The organism is Polynucleobacter difficilis (genome assembly GCF_003065365.1).
GTDB lineage: Bacteria > Pseudomonadota > Gammaproteobacteria > Burkholderiales > Burkholderiaceae > Polynucleobacter > Polynucleobacter difficilis.
This window is the reverse complement of record NZ_CP023276.1, coordinates 928,923-947,188: the sequence shown is the minus strand read 5'-3', so window position 1 is coordinate 947,188 and position 18,266 is coordinate 928,923. Positions and strand designations below refer to the sequence as shown.

Below are 18,266 nucleotides of genomic sequence, written 5' to 3'. Positions count from 1 at the left end.
GTTATTGTTTTAAGATTTGCGAATCAATTCGACTGGCACTCGGGGTGCTAGTGCGCAGATGAGCTCATAACCAATCGTGCCGGCAGCGGCAGCAACGGTATCTGCAGGAACCTTCTGCCCCCAAAGCTCCACCCTACTTCCGATTTGCGCATTCGGCGCATTGCGTAAATCAACGGTAATCATATCCATCGACACGCGTCCTGCAATCGGACAGATTGCTCCAGTGCCATTGCTCTCAACCCAGACCGGAGTTCCATCCGGCGCATGGCGAGGATACCCATCAGCATAGCCACAGGCAATCACGCCAATCCGCATTGCTTCAGGCGCCGTAAAGCGACCACCATAGCCCACATGCTCACCGGCAGCCAAATGTTGGATATCAATGATCTCACTAGTAAGGGACATCACGGGCTGAAGGTGTGCATGCTCAATGTCCGCATGGATTCCAGTCGGCGAAAGTCCGTACAACATGATTCCAGGGCGTACCCAGTCACCTAGGGCGGTGCGGTGCCACAGAATTGCAGCCGAATTAGCAAGGCAGGTTTCACCAGCCAGGCCATTGGTTGCCGTAGAAAAGCAGTCCATCTGCTCACCCACGGTTGGTTTCTGATCCACTGCATCGGCATTGGCAAAGTGGGTCATGTGGTGGACTTGATGCCCTAATGAATGGAGCCGGTGGTACATATCCCGATAAGTCGTAGGGGAAAAGCCTAGCCGGTTCATTCCGGAGTTGAGCTTGAGAAAAACCTGAAACGCATGACTGGAGTGCTGAGCTAGGCGCTCAAGTAATACCACTTGCTCCTGACAATGAACGACTAAATCACAGTCCAGCGAGACTGCTTGTGCAAGCTCTTCAGGCTCAAATAGACCCTCCAGCAGTAGGATGCGGCCTTGCCAGCCTTGATTTCGAAGCCACTGTGCGTCCCGCAGATCGAGCAAAGCAAATCCATCGGTCTCCTTTAAGCCCTCCAGGATGGACTCTAAGCGGTGGCCATACGCAGCGGCTTTGACAACTGACCAAGTCTTCGCCTCAGGGGCAAGCGCGCGTACCCTAGCCAAGTTATGGCGAAAGGCCTCAATGTGAATGGATGCCAATATAGGCCGATTCATATCTGAAACCCCTTTCATGTTTTAATGCTGTAAATGAATAGATTGTACGAATGAACCGTAGTTTTTACACCATTATGGCGGCGCAATTTTTTTCGTCGCTGGCCGATAACGCGCTCCTCATTGCGGCTATTGCACTCCTAATCCAGCTTGATGCTCCGGATTGGATGACCCCTTTGCTCAAGCTATTCTTTGTCTTATCTTACGTCCTTCTGGCCGCCTTTGTGGGTGCGTTTGCAGACTCTCGGCCCAAAGGCAATGTGATGTTCATCACCAACACCATTAAGTTTGTGGGCTGTGCCGTCATGTTATTCGGTAGCCACCCCTTGCTATCGTATGCCATTGTGGGCCTTGGCGCCGCTGCGTATTCCCCCGCTAAATACGGCATCCTCACCGAGTTACTTCCCCCAGAGCGCTTGGTCGCTGCCAATGGCTGGATTGAAGGCCTAACTGTTGGCTCCATTATCTTGGGTACGGTTTTGGGTGGCGTGCTGATCAGCGTTGGCGTCTCATCGCGCCTACTGGGCTTTGACCTGCCTGTCATTGAAACGGGCATAGACACGCCAGCCGAAGCAGCTATTTTGGTCATTATGATGATTTACATCATCGCCGCGCTCATTAACCTCAAAATCCCCGATACCGGCGCTCGTTATGTGGCTCAAAAAACAAATCCAATCGATTTGATTGCGGATTTTGCCCATTGCTTCAGAACGCTATGGAATGACCGTTTGGGTCAGATCTCCTTAGCCGTAACTACCCTCTTTTGGGGTGCCGGTGCTACTTTGCAATTCATTGTGCTCAAGTGGGCGGAAGTCGCGCTCAACATGAGTCTTTCGCAAGGCGCTATTTTGCAAGCCATCTCTGCGGTGGGCGTAGCCGGAGGTGCAGTCTGGGCAGCCAGTCGCATCCCCCTAAAGCAATCCTTGAAGGTATTGCCATATGGCGTTGTAATGGGTCTTGTGGTTTGCGTCATGGCCATCTATCACATCGACATGATTCCGCCGATTGTGCTTGTCGAGTTTGACAAAATGAAGCTCACGCTTAATCTGATTCCGCCCTATGCGCTGCTGATCTTAGTCGGCTGGCTCGCAGGCTACTTCGTAGTGCCCATGAATGCCCTCTTGCAGCATCGTGGCCACGTCTTGCTCTCAGCAGGCCATTCGATTGCGGTGCAAAACTTCAATGAAAATCTGTCGGTACTAAGCATGCTGATGCTCTATGCCCTACTCATCTGGCTTGATGTGCCAATCGCTTATGTCATTACTGGCTTTGGTTTATCGGTCAGCATCATCATGATCTTGATTATGCGGCGGCATGCCCGCAATCAAGCGGAGTATGACTCCCTACACCTGATTGGTGAAAGCAAACACTAGTAATCAGTTGGTTAATTGCGGGTTTAAAGGCTTTGTAACACCGAGCGCGCGAGTAGTAAATCCTCCCAAAGCAAGGCTTTCTCTTGCGGCCTTGCCAAGACTTGCGCCAATTCCAGTGTTGCGATCAAAGGCACTTCGGCTTCGCCGTGCATCAGAGAGTGGATGGCACCACGCAACTCAGCTAAGGGCGCATTTTCCCCCGTTAAACGCTGCGCACTCGCTGCGCCAAATGCAATCGCCACCAGCGGTACTGCGGTGGATTCAATTAGCGCATCGATGCTGGCCTTTTGGTCTTGCCAAACCCATGCGCCATTCGGCAAACCTAGCACCCGCACGATGTTTTGGAACAAAGTGAGGGCATCGCCTTGGGGTTTGGCCCCAATAAAAATCCAGCGGCCGCTAATCTCAGCTGCGCGTTCCGATGGGCTTACTGTAGGCTCAGGTGACGCTTGAGTATTGTCTTGAGGTGCTGCTGGCGCGCTCAGAGAAGCACTGAGGCCAGAGCGATCGACCCATTCTGTAATGCCCATTTCCTTTAAAAAGGAGGAGCGCATGCTTGCGTTATTGGATGGGGCGGGATTCATGGTGCCTCAAGGGTAATCGATTTTGCCATGACACCGGCATCCTCACGCTTACCCGTAACTTCATCGGCTGGGTAATATGCCCTACGCACGCCAATGATGGCGTAGCCCATCCGTTCATATAATTTGACTGCCGGGATATTGGAGGGGCGCACCTCAAGAATAATGCGACTCATTTTCTGCCGCATCGCAATGCCCTCAATGGCTTGCATCACACGACTGCCAATCCCATTGCGTCGCAATGTTGGATCAATCGTGATATTGAGTAAATGCAATTCATCAACGGCGGGATACAAAATGCAATAGCCCCACAATTCAGGCAAATTCGGTACTAACGCTGCATTTGCCGTCATCTCCGGCCGAATGCAATAGGCCCAATGCCCCGCCGTCAATGAATCCAAAAAATTACCTTGTGTCCACGGATGGCTATGCGAGATTGCTTCCAAGGCCATGACTGCGCGCATATCCGATGGCTGCATTGGCATGAAGGTTAACTGGGCATCCTGGGTAGTCGTCATTTGAGGCGTTAATTAAAAAGATTGCTGCAATCCAAAATAGAAGCTTCTATTTTGCACCACGTTCAGCGCTAGTCAGCGCTACTTTATTGCGGACATACAGGGGTTCCAATTGATCCACGGCAATGAGCTGCCCTTTAGCTAACATCGCCTTTGCACAGCGCAAGACGCCACCAGCACTGACCCCGAGAGCCCCAACCATTTGACTGGAGGGCATATGCTGCTCAAAATGGCCGGAGTATTGCGTAACCGCGCTGCCAAACACGCATTCGCTTGTGCCCATTTGGACATCTTCTGGCCTGCTCAGCTGAATATCGCCGATGCGCTCTGGCAATGCCGTACTCTCGCCACCTGCTTGCGCAGCTTTCATCAGGCTGTAATTAGCCCAATACACTTCACCCATGCGGGCATCAATTGCCACTGTGAATTGATGTTTGCTAGCATCCATCGCCTGTATCAAGGGGTGATCGATTGCAATAGCTGCGATGGCATCCAGACTCGCAACCGGCGCAACGGGCAAATGGCTTGCAAGGGCTAAGCCTTGTACTGCCGCAACCGCTAAGCGCACTCCGGTAAAGGCGCCCGGACCGATGCCTACAGCAATCGCATCCAAGTCCCGCAAAGTGATTCCTTCTTGCTGCAGTAATTCAGTGATCCATGGCAAGAGATGCTGGCTAGCGCCCGGCCCCAGTAACTCATGACGCTCCAGCACGCCTTCAGTCGATGGATTACGCGAGAGTGCAACCGAACACCAAGTCGATGAAGTATCGATCGCCAGAATGGGTTTCAAGAACGGACCTTAAGACGACAGAGCTTGAATGATGTCCGGTGGTGCTTGGACGAGCTCTATCAGAACGCCCTCACCCCCGAATGGAAATTCATCATTGCCTTTGGGGTGGATAAAAATAATATCGTGGCCTGCAGCGCCTTTACGAATTCCACCAGGAGCAAAGCGTAAGCCTTTACTGCTAAGCCAGTCATGGGCTATCTGTAAATCATCGACCCATAGACCAATGTGATTCAGTGGCGTTTGATGTACCGCAGGTTTTTTTGCGATGTCCACCGGCTGCATCAAATCCACTTCAACCTCATGCGCACCTTGACCAATGGCACAGATATCTTCGTTGACGTTTTCACGTTCGGATACATAGGTATCTTTAAAGGTAAAGCCAAGCAAATCGACCCACAAGGATCGCAGGCGTTGTTTATCTTCGCCGCCAATGGCAATTTGCTGGATACCTAAAATACGAAATGGCCTTGCGTCAGTCATACTCTGTCCTTTATTCGAAGCGAATAATGATTTGATCTACTGCTAGGCTATCGCCTTCTTTGGCTAAGATTTCAGAAACGACGCCGTCCTGCAATGCCGAGAGGGTATTTTCCATTTTCATGGCCTCAATCGTGGCGAGTTTCTGGCCTGCTGTGACGTGATCACCTGCATGCACCAATATCTTGGTTAAAAGGCCTGGCATCGGCGATAAGACCATTTTCGAGGTGTCCGGCGGCAACTTGACCGGCATCCGTGCCTGCAACTCAGCTCCAAGCGGACTTAAGACAATGCATTCGTATTGGGCGCCATCGAGCACTAAGTGGTAACGAATACCTCGACGTTCGACTTGTGCCGATATCGACTGCGTACCGTTGATGGTGGCATTGAGGACAATTTGACCTGGGCGCCACTCACTAATAATGTCGTAGCGACTAATACCCTCTGCAGTTTCGACATAAACCGAGTAGACGCCGTCTTTGTGTTCAACGCGCGTCGGTATGTTGATGGGATCGTTCATCGAACCCACCTGTTTTCCGGTTACCAATACAAATTTTTTGGCAATTTGCATCTCATGGCCTGGCAGCTGCCCGTCAATTACTTGAATGTATTCTAGGTAGCGTGTGCGCATGAAGGTGGCGAGCGCAGCCAGGCGATTTGGATCGGCCGGCTGAACGGAATCCCGCTGAAATCCATTCGGGTACTCTTCCGGAATAAAGCCGGTTGTGAAGTCACCCGAAACAAAGCGCGGATGTTGTAAGAGCGCTGCCTGAAACGAAATATTCGAATGAATTCCGCGAATCACAAATTGATTGAGTGCATGGCGCATTTTATGAATCGCATCCATCCGATCGCGGCCATGCACAATCAGTTTGGCAATCATCGAGTCGTAGTACATCGGGATTTCTCCGCCCTCATATACGCCTGTATCGACACGGACACCGTTTTCTTCTGCTGGAGGACGGTATTTCACGAGGCGGCCAGTGGATGGTAAAAAATTCCGGAAGGGATCGTCGGCATTAATCCGGCACTCCATGGACCATCCGTCGAGCTTGATCTGGTCTTGAGTGAACGACAGTTTTTCACCAGCAGCAACCCGAATCATTTGCTCTACTAAATCCAGTCCCGTGATCGATTCCGTCACGGGATGCTCCACTTGCAGGCGGGTATTCATCTCCAGAAAGTAAAAAGATTTGTCTTTCCCGACGACAAACTCGACCGTGCCAGCCGATTGGTAATTGACAGCGCGTGCCAAGGCAACGGCTTGCTCACCCATGGCTTTGCGGGTGGCTGGATCAATAAAAGGCGATGGCGCCTCTTCAATCACTTTTTGGTGACGGCGCTGGATCGAGCAGTCACGCTCCCAGAGATAGACGATATTGCCATGCGCATCACCCAGTATCTGAATCTCAATGTGGCGCGGACCTTCAACGAACTTCTCAATAAATACGCGGTCATCACCAAAGCTATTCAGGGCTTCGGTACGGCAGGCCGCAAAACCTTCAAACGCCTCTTGATCATTGTGCGCAACCCGCAAGCCTTTGCCGCCACCGCCGGCCGATGCTTTGATCATCACGGGATAGCCGATGTCTTTGGCAATTTTGACCGCGACGTCTGGACTATCAATCGCTTCGTTAAAGCCAGGAATGGTGTTGACCTTCGCTTCCATGGCTAATTTTTTGGAGGCAATCTTATCGCCCATGGCAGCTATCGCCGCAAACTTAGGCCCAATGAAGACAATGCCCTCTTCTTCGCAGCGCCGTGCAAATTGCTCATTCTCGGATAAAAATCCATAGCCCGGATGCACCGCTTGTGCGCCAGTCTCTTTACAAGCCTGAATGATGCGGTCCATCACCAAATAGGATTCGCGCGATGGCGCAGGTCCAATGCAGACTGCCTCATCGGCTAATTGAACGTGCCTTGCTTCGCGATCGGCCTCAGAAAAAACAGCAACGGTTTCAATGCCCATGCGTTTCGCTGTTTTAATGACACGGCATGCAATCTCGCCACGATTGGCAATCAGTATCTTTTTAAATAGGGTGGTTTTCATGTGATCGTGCCTATCCATTACAGGGGAATATTGCCGTGTTTGCGCTCCGGATTTTTAAGGTCCTTATCTTTCAGCATAGCGAGCGATCGTGCAATTCGCTTACGCGATTCATGCGGCAAGATCACGTCATCGATGTAGCCGCGACGACCTGCCACAAAGGGGTTTGCAAACTTGGCCTTGTATTCCGCCTCGCGTGCAGCGATTTTTTCGGGATCGCTTTTTTCTTCGCGGAAGATGATTTCAACAGCGCCTTTCGGCCCCATCACGGCAATCTCAGCTGAAGGCCATGCAAAGTTCACATCACCGCGCAGGTGCTTGGATGCCATCACATCATAGGCGCCACCATAGGCTTTGCGCGTAATCAGGGTGACTTTGGGTACAGTGCAATCAGCATAGGCATAGAGTAATTTCGCGCCGTGTTTAATAATGCCGCCGTATTCTTGAGCGGTACCCGGCATAAAGCCAGGAACATCGACGAGGGTGACGACGGGAATATTGAAGGCGTCGCAAAAACGCACAAAACGAGCAGCCTTTATTGATGCCTTTATATCCAAACAGCCCGCCAAAACCAGGGGTTGATTGGCGACAATGCCAATCGTCTGCCCTTCCATCCGACCAAAACCAATCAAAATATTTTTGGCGTAATCGGGCTGTAATTCAAAGAACTCCCCGTCGTCTGCAATCTTACGAATCAACTCATGCATGTCATACGGTTGATTGGGATTGGCCGGCACCAAGGTATCCAGTGAGTAATCCGGCGCCTCATCGCGCCGAGCCGAGCGTAATGTTGGTGGCTTTTCTTTATTGGATAAAGGTAAGTAATTAAAAAAACGACGCAACACCATTATTGCCTCGACATCATTTTCAAAGGCTAAATCACACACGCCTGAAACCGTCGAATGGGTTACTGCTCCGCCCAGCTCTTCCGCTGTTACATCTTCGTGGGTCACGGTTTTGACAACCTCGGGACCCGTTACAAACATATACGAACTGTCTTTAACCATAAAGATAAAGTCAGTCAGTGCCGGCGAGTACACCGCGCCGCCAGCAGATGGCCCCATGATTAATGAGATTTGTGGAATCACGCCGGAGGCGGTCACATTGCGCTGAAAAATATCGGCGTAGCCACCCAAGGAAGCAACGCCCTCCTGAATACGAGCGCCGCCCGAATCATTTAAGCCAATGACGGGAGCGCCAACTTTCATGGCTTGATCCATGACCTTGCAAATCTTCTCGGCATGGGCTTCGGATAAAGAGCCGCCCAGAACCGTAAAGTCTTGAGAAAAGACAAACACCAGTCGCCCATTGATCATGCCGTAACCCGTGACAACACCATCGCCTGGCACGGTTTGATCTGCCATACCAAAATCGGTGCAGCGGTGCTCAACAAACATATCCCACTCTTCAAAGCTGCCTGCGTCCAAGAGCAATTCAATACGCTCACGGGCGGTTAACTTGCCTTTGGCATGCTGTGCCTGAATTCGTTTTTGACCGCCGCCAAGGCGCGCTAACTCCCGCTTGGCTTCCAGTTGATGGATGATGTCTTGCATACTGACTCCTTAGAAAGAGGTGTGGCCCAGCGCTTCAAGTAAGCGCCTTGCAGCAACCGAGGGGGCGATGGTTCCAAGATTGACGGCATTGCTCAGTTCGGGAAGTAAAGCCTGAACTGCGGGGTTATTTTTAAATGCACTTTTGAGTCCAGCATCGATGCGTTCCCACATCCAGGCGCCTGACTGCACTTGACGCCGGGCAGCCAATCGACCATTGGCCGTTTGCAGTTTTTGAAAGCGCAGAATGTGATCCCACAAGTCGGTGATGCCGGTCCCTTGCAATGCCGATAAGGACATGACGATGGGATGCCAATACTCCGTATCGTGCGAGGCGTGATCCGGGTTTCCCTGAAAGCCCAATAATCGTAGGGAGCTGGTAATAAATGCTTGTGCGCGCATTGCAGCATTGGGATCAATGTCGGCCTTGTTGATCACAATCAAGTCAGCCAGTTCCATCACCCCTTTTTTAATCGCCTGCAAATCATCACCCGCATTGGGTAATTGCAGTAGCAAAAATAAATCGGTCATGCCAGCCACAGCAATTTCACTCTGACCAACGCCGACGGTTTCCACAATCACGACGTCGTGCCCAGCCGCTTCGGCGACTAAAAGTGCTTCGCGGGTTTTTTCGGCAACGCCGCCCAATGTTCCGGAAGATGGGCTGGGCCGGATGAATGCACATTCATGCACCGAGAGCTGCTCCATGCGGGTCTTGTCACCCAAAATCGATCCGCCCGATAGGCTTGAGGATGGATCGATTGCCAGAACAGCTACGCGGTGACCGCGCTCAATCAAATAGAGACCCAGGGTTTCAATCAGGGTTGACTTTCCTACTCCAGGAACTCCGGAGATACCTAAACGAAATGACCTTCCCGTCTTTGGCAGCAACGCATTCAGTAATTCATCTGCGCGCTTGCGATGGTCCAAGCGAGTGGACTCCAACAAGGTAATGGCCTTAGCCAAAGCGCGACGCTGCGCCGATCCTGATGGACCTGTAATTGCATCAAACAAGGCTTGATCAGCGGCAGGCAGCATGGTGAATTAGAGCGGCTTTGCTTGTTTGCGAATTTGCTCGAGCACGTCTTTGGCAGAAGCGGGAATCGGGGTGCCCGGACCATAGATGCCCTTTACGCCTGCCTCATACAAGAATTCATAATCTTGTCGCGGAATGACGCCGCCAACGAACACAATGATGTCATCGGCGCCCTGCTTACGCAATTCAGCGATGATTGCTGGCACCAAGGTTTTGTGACCCGCCGCCAAAGTAGAAATACCCAGCGCATGAACGTCATTCTCAATCGCCTGGCGCGCACATTCCTCTGGAGTCTGAAACAGTGGACCAATGTCCACATCAAAACCCAGATCCGCAAATGCGGTGGCGACCACTTTTGCGCCGCGGTCATGGCCATCCTGGCCGAGCTTGGCAATCATCACGCGCGGTCTGCGTCCAAAATCACTCGCGAATTGAGCGAGCTCCCCTTTGAGTTTTTCCCAGCCCTCGGCTGAGTCATAAGCAGCTGCATACACTCCGGTCACCTTTTGCGTATCGGCGCGATGGCGCCCGTAGACTTGTTCTAAAGCGTCAGATACTTCACCGACGGTAGCGCGCAAGCGCATTGCTGCTACCGCTAACTCCAATAAATTACCGGTTTGATCTGCCGCCGCCTTGGTTAGCGCCTCCAGTGCAGCCGCTACCTTTTTACTATCGCGCGATGCCTTAATCGAATTCAAGCGTTCGATTTGATTGATACGCACTTTGTCGTTATCAATCACCAAGACATCGACCAACTCTTCTTTATCCAGTTTGTATTTATTCACGCCCACGATGACATCGGCGCCCGAATCAATTTTGGCTTGCTTTTCAGCAGCAGCGGCTTCAATTTTGAGCTTAGCCCAACCACTTTCAACTGCTTTGGTCATGCCGCCCATGGCGTCGACTTCGAGCACAATTTCCCATGCTTTATCGGCCATCTCTTGCGTGAGGTTTTCCATCATGTAGGAGCCAGCCCAGGGATCAATCACGCTAGTGATATGGGTTTCTTCCTGGAGAATTAACTGGGTGTTGCGTGCAATTCGGCTGGAGGTTTCCGATGGCAACGCAATCGCTTCGTCAAACGAATTGGTATGCAAGGACTGAGTACCACCAAAGACTGCCGCCATGGCTTCTACCGTGGTGCGTACCACATTGTTATAGGGATCTTGTTCGGTTAAAGACCAGCCCGAGGTCTGGCAATGGGTTCGCAGCATCAGCGATTTTGGATTTTGCGGATTGAACTCTTTCATGATGCGCCACCACAGCAAACGAGCAGCGCGCAATTTCGCAACCTCCAAGTAGAAGTTCATGCCAATGGCAAAAAAGAAGGACAGGCGTCCAGCAAAGCCGTCGACATCCAAGCCCTTGGCTAATGCAGTTTTAACGTACTCTTTGCCGTCGGCCAGGGTGAAGGCAAGCTCCAATACTTGATTAGCGCCAGCCTCTTGCATGTGATAACCCGAGATCGAGATCGAGTTGAACTTGGGCATGTGCTTTGCGGTGTACTCAATGATGTCGCCAATGATGCGCATCGATGGCTCAGGCGGATAGATGTAGGTATTGCGAACCATGAACTCTTTCAGAATGTCATTCTGAATCGTCCCGGAGAGCTGCGCCTGACTCACGCCCTGCTCTTCGCCTGCCACGATATAGCCAGCCAGTACCGGTAATACGGCGCCATTCATGGTCATGGATACCGAAACGGTATCGAGCGGAATGCCATTAAAGAGGATTTTCATGTCCTCGACGGAGTCAATCGCAACCCCAGCCTTACCGACATCGCCGGTTACCCGCGGATGATCGGAATCGTAGCCCCGGTGGGTTGCCAAATCGAATGCAACAGAGACGCCCTGACCGCCAGCTGCCAATGCTTTACGGTAAAACGCATTGGACTCTTCTGCCGTCGAGAAGCCTGCGTACTGGCGGATGGTCCAAGGCCTTACTGCATACATGGTGGCCTGCGGCCCGCGCACAAATGGCTCAAATCCAGGCAGGGTATTGGCATACGGCAAGCTTGCAGAATCCGCTGCGGTATACAAGGCTTTTAAATGAATGCCATCCGGTGTATTCCAGCCCAGCGCATCGGTATTGCCATTGGGGGCTGATTTTTGTGCCGCTTTTTCCCAATCGCTCAATTCCACTTTTTTGGAATCGGGCCACGGATTCGGCTTGGCATTGGATGAACTCATTCCACTTACTCCTGTTGGCTTAGTGACGACATCATTTTTAATTATTCGTATTTTGCTTGACAAATCGACTTCTGTCTAGATATTGTATACATAATTATTAATACAATTTAGTCGAAAATCCATGAATTTAAGCAATAGACCCCTTTATCACGACGTCGCTGAACGCCTTCGCGCGCAGATATTTGCCCACACGCTGCCGCCAGGCAGTTGGCTGGATGAGCAAAGTTTGGCCGTAACCTTTGGCATCAGCCGAACACCCATGCGCGAAGCAATCAAGGTACTCGCCTCCGAAGGCTTGGTGACGATGAAGCCGAGGCGTGGCGCTTACGTTACTGAGGTAGAACGCGGCGATTTAGAGCAGATTTTTGCTGTTTTAGCTCAATTAGAGGGGTTTGCAGCGAAAGAAGCGGCCTTAAAAGCAAGCGAGGCACAACTCAATCAGCTGGATAATTTGCACTTAAAGCTTGAAAAAGCCGCAGCCGATCGCGATGAAGAGCAGTTTTTTGAGATCAACGTGCGCTTTCACGAGTTGATTATGGAGATTGCAGGCAATCGCTGGATGAATGGGGTTGTTGACGACCTACGCAAGGTGCTCAAACTACAACGTCGAGATTCCTTGGGCCGGTCTGGCCGATTACAGAGCGCCTTAAATGAGCACCGTAACATACTGAAAGCATTAATAAAAAGAGATGGAGCTGCTGCACAAGAAGCCATGCAGGCCCATCTAGCGCGCGGGCTCGAGGCCACGCGCTAGGCTTTTACTAAATTACTTCTTGATCACCATCGTGCCTGGTAATGAGGCAATGTAGGCAGCCATATTGCGTAAATCGGCATCGCTGTACTGCGCTACTTGCGATGCCATAACTGCATTCTTGCGGCCAAAATTAGGGTTGTTTGCTACTTGATAGGAACGCAAGGCGTAATACAAATAATCAGCGTACTGTCCGGCAATCTTGGGGTACGCCGGAGCAAGCGGCTCGTTCAAATTGGCGCCATGGCAGGCAGCACAATTGTTCTTTTCAACTAGCTCTTTTCCCTTAGCCAGATCGGAAGCCTGAGCTATGCCAATGCTGGAAAGCAAAAAAGAAATAAGGAGTGCGACTTTCATAAATGGACCTCTAAATCGAAATTACTTTAAGGGGTTTGCAGGAGAGGTCGAATTTTGTGCAGCGTAATACGCGCTCACATCGGCCATATCTTGAGGAGTCATGCTGCCAGCAATCGAGCGCATCGTGGGATGCTTACGCTCCCCTGACTTGTACGCTTCTAAGGCAGCGTAAATATAGGCAGCATTTTGTCCGCCAATTTTCGGTACGCGATAAACCAATGGGTAATCAGCGCGGTACTCCGGAATGGCGTGGCAACCAGTGCAGAGCCAAACCTTCGCTTGGCCTGCAGCGGCAGAGCCTTTGACATCCTGTGCCTGTGCATTCACAGAGAGGACAGAAAATCCAGCGCCGACAGTGAATATCAGGGTGGACAATAAACGATTCACGGAGAGTTTTTTCATGGAAATCATCAATATATAAAAAACAGACTAATTTGCTTGCAAGAGTATAGCGGAGAGTGCTCAATTACTCATTTTTACCGCATTTAGCAGTAAGATTCTACCCTCCCCTTTATCCCTAAAAAGCGCCTCAATATATGTCCACCAAACCCATCAGCGATCGCCTTAAAGACCTCGGTATTGAGCTCCCCGCCACCGCAAGCCCTGCTGCCGCTTACGTCATGGCCGTAACCACCGGTTCTACTGTCTTTGTTTCTGGGCATATCGCCAAAGAAAATGGCAAGCCTTGGGTCGGTAAATTGGGCTTAGACATAGATACTCCTAGCGGCAAAGCCGCGGCACGCTCGATTGCGATCGATTTAATGGCTACCCTGGAAGCGCACTTGGGCTCACTGGATCGCGTGAAGCGAATTGTCAAAGTGATGGGACTGGTTAACTCGACCGACCTCTTTACGGAGCAGCACCTGGTGATAAATGGCTGCTCCGAGCTGTTATTTGAAGTGTTTGGCGAAGCTGGTAAGCATGCCCGCAGCGCCTTTGGAGTAACTCAAATACCCCTGGGTGCCTGCGTTGAAATTGAACTCATCGCCGAGATTGAGTAAAGCCTAGTAAAAAAGCAGTGACTTAATTCGGGCTCAGCTTTCCGTCTTTTAAGCGTGGCTCTAAATAATGGCCCTTACGCGCGCGGTTGCCCGCAAACGACTTCAAGGTCTTACTGTCGAGGCTTAACTCGGTTGGCTTTCCGGCCCGGCCCGCACCAGAGTAAGTAGCGCCATCCGGGCCAACGGCAACCGCCGACGCAAGGCGCTCTTTGTCATCCAAGCCCATCAAGATAACGCCCTTGCCTCCGGTTGGTAGGCGCTTGAGCTCATCGAGTGGGAACACCAATAGCCGCGCACTTTCCGATAAACAGGCGACCTGCTTCATGCCAGGGCGCACCTTGCTGGCTCCCAGCGGGGCATCGCCCGGGCTGAACTTGCTGTCAACGCCAATAAAGGACTTGCCTGCTTTGTTGCGGGTGAGCATATCGGACACATTTGCTAAGAAGCCGTTGCCAGCCCGCGTTGAAATCAGCACCAAATCATCCAATTGGCCGGCGTAATACGCTACCATTTGCGAGCCTGCTGCTAAGTTAATAAAGCTAGTTAGCGGCGCGCCATCGCCACGCGCTCCCGGCAACTCACTAACAGGAACGGTGTACACACGACCGTCGCTGCCGAAGCCTTGCATCACATCCACCGTACGGCACTCATATGTAGCGTAGAGCGCATCACCCGACTTAAACGAAAACTGCTGTGCGTCGTGTTCGTGGCCTTGGCGAACGCGAACCCAACCCTTTTGCGACACGATTACCGTGACCGGCTCATCAATCACTTTAGCCTCTGCGATTGCGCGCTTATCTTCTTGGATTAAAGTACGGCGCTCGTCGCCAAACTCTTTTGCATCGGATTCAATTTCCTTGATGATGCGTTTGCGCAAAGTGCTATCGCTTTGCAAGAGGCCATCCAGATCGGCCTTCTCGCTTTGGAGCTCTTTAAGTTCTTGCTCAATTTTGATTGCCTCCAGCCGTGCCAGTTGGCGCAAGCGAATTTCAAGAATGTCTTCGGCTTGGCGATCGCTGAGCTTAAAAGCAGTAATGAGGTCAGCCTTTGGCTCATCGCTATTGCGAATGATTTTGATGACCTTATCGATGTTCAGCAAAATAATCTGGCGACCTTCCAGAATATGAATGCGGGCATTGACTTTACCGAGACGATGCTCGGTGCGGCGCGTTACCGTTGCAACGCGGAAGGCAATCCACTCGGAAATAATATCTTTTAAATTCTTTTGGCGTGGACGACCATCGTTGCCAATCATCACCAAATTGATCGGCGCATTGGACTCCAGCGAGGTGTGTGCCAGCAGCAAATTGACGAAGTCATTAACTTCGACATTCTTGCTCTTGGGCTCGAATACCAAACGTACCGCAGCGTCTTTGCTGGATTCGTCACGAACACAATCGAGTACATTCAAAATGGCTGCTTTGGTATTACTTTGATCGGGCGTTAATGATTTTTTACCCAATTTGATTTTGGGGTTAGTCAGCTCTTCAATCTCTTGCAGCACCCGCTGCGTTGACGTTGCTGGCGGTAACTCATTCACCACAATTTGCCATTGACCGCGTGCCAACTCTTCAACCGACCAGCGAGCCCGCACTTTTAAACTGCCGCGACCGCCCTCGTAAATCTGCGCAATATCACTGGCAGACGAAATAATTTGACCGCCACCCGGAAAGTCTGGGCCTGGCACAATCCCTAGCAAATCAGTACTGCTCATGTTTGGAGACTTCATGAGCGCTATGGCAGCTGCAGCCACCTCGCGCAAATTGTGCGATGGAATTTCCGTGGCCATACCAACGGCAATACCAGATGCGCCATTAAGCAATACAAAAGGCAGGCGCGCGGGAAGTAATTTAGGTTCCTGAAAAGAGCCATCGTAGTTTGGCGCAAACGCAACCGTACCTTCATCGATTTCACTCAGTAACAAATGGGTCGCAATCTTGGTCAGACGGGCTTCGGTGTAGCGCATCGCTGCAGCTCCATCGCCGTCGCGTGAACCAAAGTTGCCCTGACCATCAATCAGGGGATAACGCAATGAGAAGCTTTGGGCCAATCGAACTAAGGCGTCGTAGGCCGATTGATCGCCATGCGGATGAAATTTACCCAATACATCGCCAACCACCCTGGCGCTTTTCACTGGCTTTGCGTCTGAACGTAAGCCCATCTCACTCATCGAGAAGAGAATGCGCCGCTGCACTGGCTTTTGACCGTCGGCCACTTCAGGCAAAGCGCGGCCCTTCACTACGCTGATCGCGTAGTCTAAATACGCCCGCTCGGCATAGACCGCCAGCGTTAATCCTTCGCTTCCATCACCTCCATCACCACCCATACTGTCCGACGATGCGCGTGGCGGGATGGGAGGCGAACTGATGCTTGCGCCAGCGCCGTCCATCGCAAATAAATCTGCTTGCTCTTGCATACTGGCTTCTGATTTGGGTTTGCGGGTTGCCATTAGATATCTGCCTCTACTTCATTGCCACGCTCTTCCAGCCAGTCTCGTCTCGCGCCAGATTCGGATTTACCCATCAGCATGTCCATGGTTTTAAATGTATCTTGCTCACTTAATGCGCCCAAGGTAACTGGGAGTAAGCGGCGCGTATCGGGATTAAGGGTGGTATCCCACAGTTGCTCGGCACTCATTTCGCCAAGGCCCTTAAAGCGGGAAATTTGCCAAGCGTTATCGCGAACACCGTCTTTGCGTAACTTGTCTTCGATTGCATTGAGTTCGCTCGAATCGAGGGCATAGATTTTTTGTGCTGGCTTCTTGCCGCGTGCAGGCGCATCCACTCGAAAGAGTGGTGGCCGAGCGATATACACATGACCTGCATCCAATAACTTCGGAAAGTGTTTATAGAATAAAGTCAGCAACAAGACCTGAATATGCGAACCATCTACGTCAGCATCGGACAGAATGCAGATCTTGCCGTAACGCAAATTGGATAGGTCGGGTGTGTCATTGAGGCCATGGGGATCAACACCAATCGCCACCGCAATATCATGCACCTCGTTGTTCGCAAACAGGCGATCACGCTCTGCTTCCCAGGTATTGAGAACCTTGCCACGCAGCGGCAATATGGCCTGGTACTCTTTGTTGCGGCCCATTTTGGCTGAACCACCGGCAGAGTCTCCCTCAACCAAAAAGAGTTCGTTCAGCGTAACGTCTTGATTCTCGCAATCCGTTAACTTGCCTGGCAGCACAGCCACGCCAGACGATTTTTTCTTTTCAACTTTTTGTCCAGCGCGGGTACGGGCTTGCGCTTGCTTGATGACCAGTTCAGCTAATTTGCGACCATAGTCAACGTGCTGGTTTAGCCAAAGCTCGAGTGCAGATTTGGAAAAACCGGACACCAAACGCACGGCATCGCGTGAGTTCAGGCGTTCTTTAATTTGTCCCTGGAACTGGGGATCGAGCACCTTGGCAGACAAAATAAAGGAAGCACGTGCAAAGACATCCTCGGGCATTAACTTCACCCCCTTGGGTTGCAAGGCATGCATTTCGATAAAGCCTTTGACCGCGTTGAAGAGGCCTTCGCGTAGGCCGCTTTCATGAGTACCGCCGGCGGGTGTCGGAATTAAATTCACATAACTCTCACGAACCGGTGGGCCATCTTCGGTCCAGGTCACTACCCAGGCAGCGCCCTCGCCTTCGGCAAAGGTATCGTCATCGGCATTGCCAGTAGCATATTGCTCTGCTTCAAATGCGGGTATCACTTCAGCGCTGTGACCCGCCTGGGCCAAAGCTTCATTCAGGTAGCCACGCAAACCCTGTGCGTATTGCCAGGATTGCGTCTCGCCACTTTTCTCTTGGATTAAGGTGACTTTGACGCCGGGCAGTAACACTGCTTTGGAGCGCAGCAGGCGAATGAGATCCGCCATCGGAATAGCAGCACTGTCAAAATATTTGCCATCAGGCCATGCCCGGACACGCGTACCGTGGGCTTTATCGCCCTTATCGGCTGGTCTGGTTTTGAGTTTCTCGATGACATTGCCATCGGCAAAACTCAAGGTCGACATTTGCCCCTCACGCCATACCGTGACATCAAGGCGCTTCGAAAGGGCATTGGTGACCGACACGCCAACGCCGTGCAAGCCACCGGAAAAGGCATACGCCCCGCCGCTGCCTTTTTCAAACTTGCCGCCCGCATGCAGCTGGGTAAAAACAATTTGTACTACGGGTAACTTCTCTGTGGGGTGCATGCCCACAGGAATGCCGCGACCATCGTCCTCAATACTGACGCTGCCATCGGCATGCAAGGTCACCATGATTTGCTTACCAAAGCCCCCTAGAGCCTCATCAGATGCGTTATCCAGTACTTCCTGGATGATGTGAAGGGGGTTATCGGTCCTGGTATACATTCCAGGGCGCTGACGAACTGGCTCAAGTCCTTTCAGAACTTGAATCGATGATTCGCTGTATTCGGAGGTTTTACGGGTTGCCATGCGCAGAAATTGTAGCCATGTCTGGGATTGGCTTCTTTTTTTACCGTTGCATGGG

Annotated in this window: 16 protein-coding genes; 3 read left to right on the top strand and 13 right to left on the bottom strand. The window is 51.6% G+C overall.

Annotated elements, in window-relative coordinates; genetic code table 11:
• Window positions 1-9: 9 nt before the first annotated feature.
• Window positions 10-1,110, bottom strand: a complete 1,101-nt coding sequence (gene alr / locus AOC34_RS04825) for an alanine racemase (RefSeq protein WP_108469017.1) — start codon at window positions 1,108-1,110, stop codon at window positions 10-12.
• A 50-nt stretch (window positions 1,111-1,160) separates the two neighbouring features.
• Here alr and lplT point away from each other — a divergent pair, with 50 nt between their 5' ends.
• On the top strand, window positions 1,161-2,480 hold the full coding sequence (gene lplT, locus AOC34_RS04820; RefSeq protein WP_108469016.1) for a lysophospholipid transporter LplT: 1,320 nt from the start codon (window positions 1,161-1,163) through the stop codon (window positions 2,478-2,480).
• A gap of 23 nt (window positions 2,481-2,503) precedes the next feature.
• Here the strand turns inward: lplT and AOC34_RS04815 are convergent, their stop codons facing one another.
• From AOC34_RS04815 to scpA, 8 genes are read right to left on the bottom strand one after another with little or no spacing between them, the layout of a single operon-like run.
• Entirely contained in the window at window positions 2,504-3,064 is a 561-nt protein-coding gene (locus AOC34_RS04815) for a uracil-DNA glycosylase family protein (RefSeq protein WP_108469015.1), read from the bottom strand.
• Complete coding sequence (gene rimI, locus AOC34_RS04810) at window positions 3,061-3,579, bottom strand: ribosomal protein S18-alanine N-acetyltransferase (protein WP_108469014.1); 519 nt, start codon at window positions 3,577-3,579, stop codon at window positions 3,061-3,063. The genes AOC34_RS04815 and rimI overlap by 4 nt, the downstream gene beginning before the upstream one ends.
• Window positions 3,580-3,625: 46 nt before the next feature.
• The gene (tsaB, locus tag AOC34_RS04805) at window positions 3,626-4,366 is read right to left on the bottom strand and encodes a tRNA (adenosine(37)-N6)-threonylcarbamoyltransferase complex dimerization subunit type 1 TsaB (RefSeq protein WP_108469013.1); all 741 of its coding nucleotides are present in this window, start codon (window positions 4,364-4,366) and stop codon (window positions 3,626-3,628) included.
• A 9-nt stretch (window positions 4,367-4,375) separates the two neighbouring features.
• Window positions 4,376-4,846, bottom strand: a complete 471-nt coding sequence (locus AOC34_RS04800) for a VOC family protein (RefSeq protein WP_108469012.1) — start codon at window positions 4,844-4,846, stop codon at window positions 4,376-4,378.
• A 10-nt stretch (window positions 4,847-4,856) separates the two neighbouring features.
• On the bottom strand, window positions 4,857-6,893 hold the full coding sequence (gene accC, locus AOC34_RS04795; protein ID WP_108470054.1) for an acetyl-CoA carboxylase biotin carboxylase subunit: 2,037 nt from the start codon (window positions 6,891-6,893) through the stop codon (window positions 4,857-4,859).
• A 17-nt stretch (window positions 6,894-6,910) separates the two neighbouring features.
• Entirely contained in the window at window positions 6,911-8,443 is a 1,533-nt protein-coding gene (locus tag AOC34_RS04790) for an acyl-CoA carboxylase subunit beta (protein WP_108469011.1), read from the bottom strand.
• A 9-nt stretch (window positions 8,444-8,452) separates the two neighbouring features.
• Entirely contained in the window at window positions 8,453-9,478 is a 1,026-nt protein-coding gene (gene meaB / locus AOC34_RS04785) for a methylmalonyl Co-A mutase-associated GTPase MeaB (RefSeq protein WP_108469010.1), read from the bottom strand.
• Window positions 9,479-9,484: 6 nt separating this feature from the next.
• A complete protein-coding gene (gene scpA / locus AOC34_RS04780) occupies window positions 9,485-11,665 on the bottom strand; it encodes a methylmalonyl-CoA mutase (protein WP_108469009.1) in 2,181 nt (726 codons plus the stop codon).
• Between the two features lie 121 nt (window positions 11,666-11,786).
• On the opposite strand from scpA, the gene AOC34_RS04775 reads away from it, so the two are divergent.
• Window positions 11,787-12,419, top strand: a complete 633-nt coding sequence (locus AOC34_RS04775; RefSeq protein ID WP_108469008.1) for a GntR family transcriptional regulator — start codon at window positions 11,787-11,789, stop codon at window positions 12,417-12,419.
• A 12-nt stretch (window positions 12,420-12,431) separates the two neighbouring features.
• Here AOC34_RS04775 and AOC34_RS04770 read toward each other — a convergent pair whose 3' ends face one another.
• Window positions 12,432-12,773 carry a c-type cytochrome gene (locus AOC34_RS04770; RefSeq protein WP_108469007.1) on the bottom strand — a complete coding sequence of 114 codons (342 nt, stop codon included), beginning with the start codon at window positions 12,771-12,773 and terminating at the stop codon, window positions 12,432-12,434.
• Window positions 12,774-12,794: 21 nt separating this feature from the next.
• Window positions 12,795-13,184 carry a c-type cytochrome gene (locus tag AOC34_RS04765; protein ID WP_456107129.1) on the bottom strand — a complete coding sequence of 130 codons (390 nt, stop codon included), beginning with the start codon at window positions 13,182-13,184 and terminating at the stop codon, window positions 12,795-12,797.
• 125 nt (window positions 13,185-13,309) lie between these two features.
• Between AOC34_RS04765 and AOC34_RS04760 the strand changes: the two genes are divergently transcribed.
• Entirely contained in the window at window positions 13,310-13,774 is a 465-nt protein-coding gene (locus AOC34_RS04760) for a RidA family protein (RefSeq protein WP_108469006.1), read from the top strand.
• Between the two features lie 22 nt (window positions 13,775-13,796).
• On the opposite strand, the gene parC is transcribed toward AOC34_RS04760, so the two are convergent.
• Window positions 13,797-16,100 carry a DNA topoisomerase IV subunit A gene (gene parC / locus AOC34_RS04755; RefSeq protein WP_108470052.1) on the bottom strand — a complete coding sequence of 768 codons (2,304 nt, stop codon included), beginning with the start codon at window positions 16,098-16,100 and terminating at the stop codon, window positions 13,797-13,799.
• 122 nt (window positions 16,101-16,222) lie between these two features.
• Entirely contained in the window at window positions 16,223-18,211 is a 1,989-nt protein-coding gene (locus tag AOC34_RS04750) for a DNA topoisomerase IV subunit B (RefSeq protein WP_108469005.1), read from the bottom strand.
• Between the last annotated feature and the right edge of the window lie 55 nt (window positions 18,212-18,266).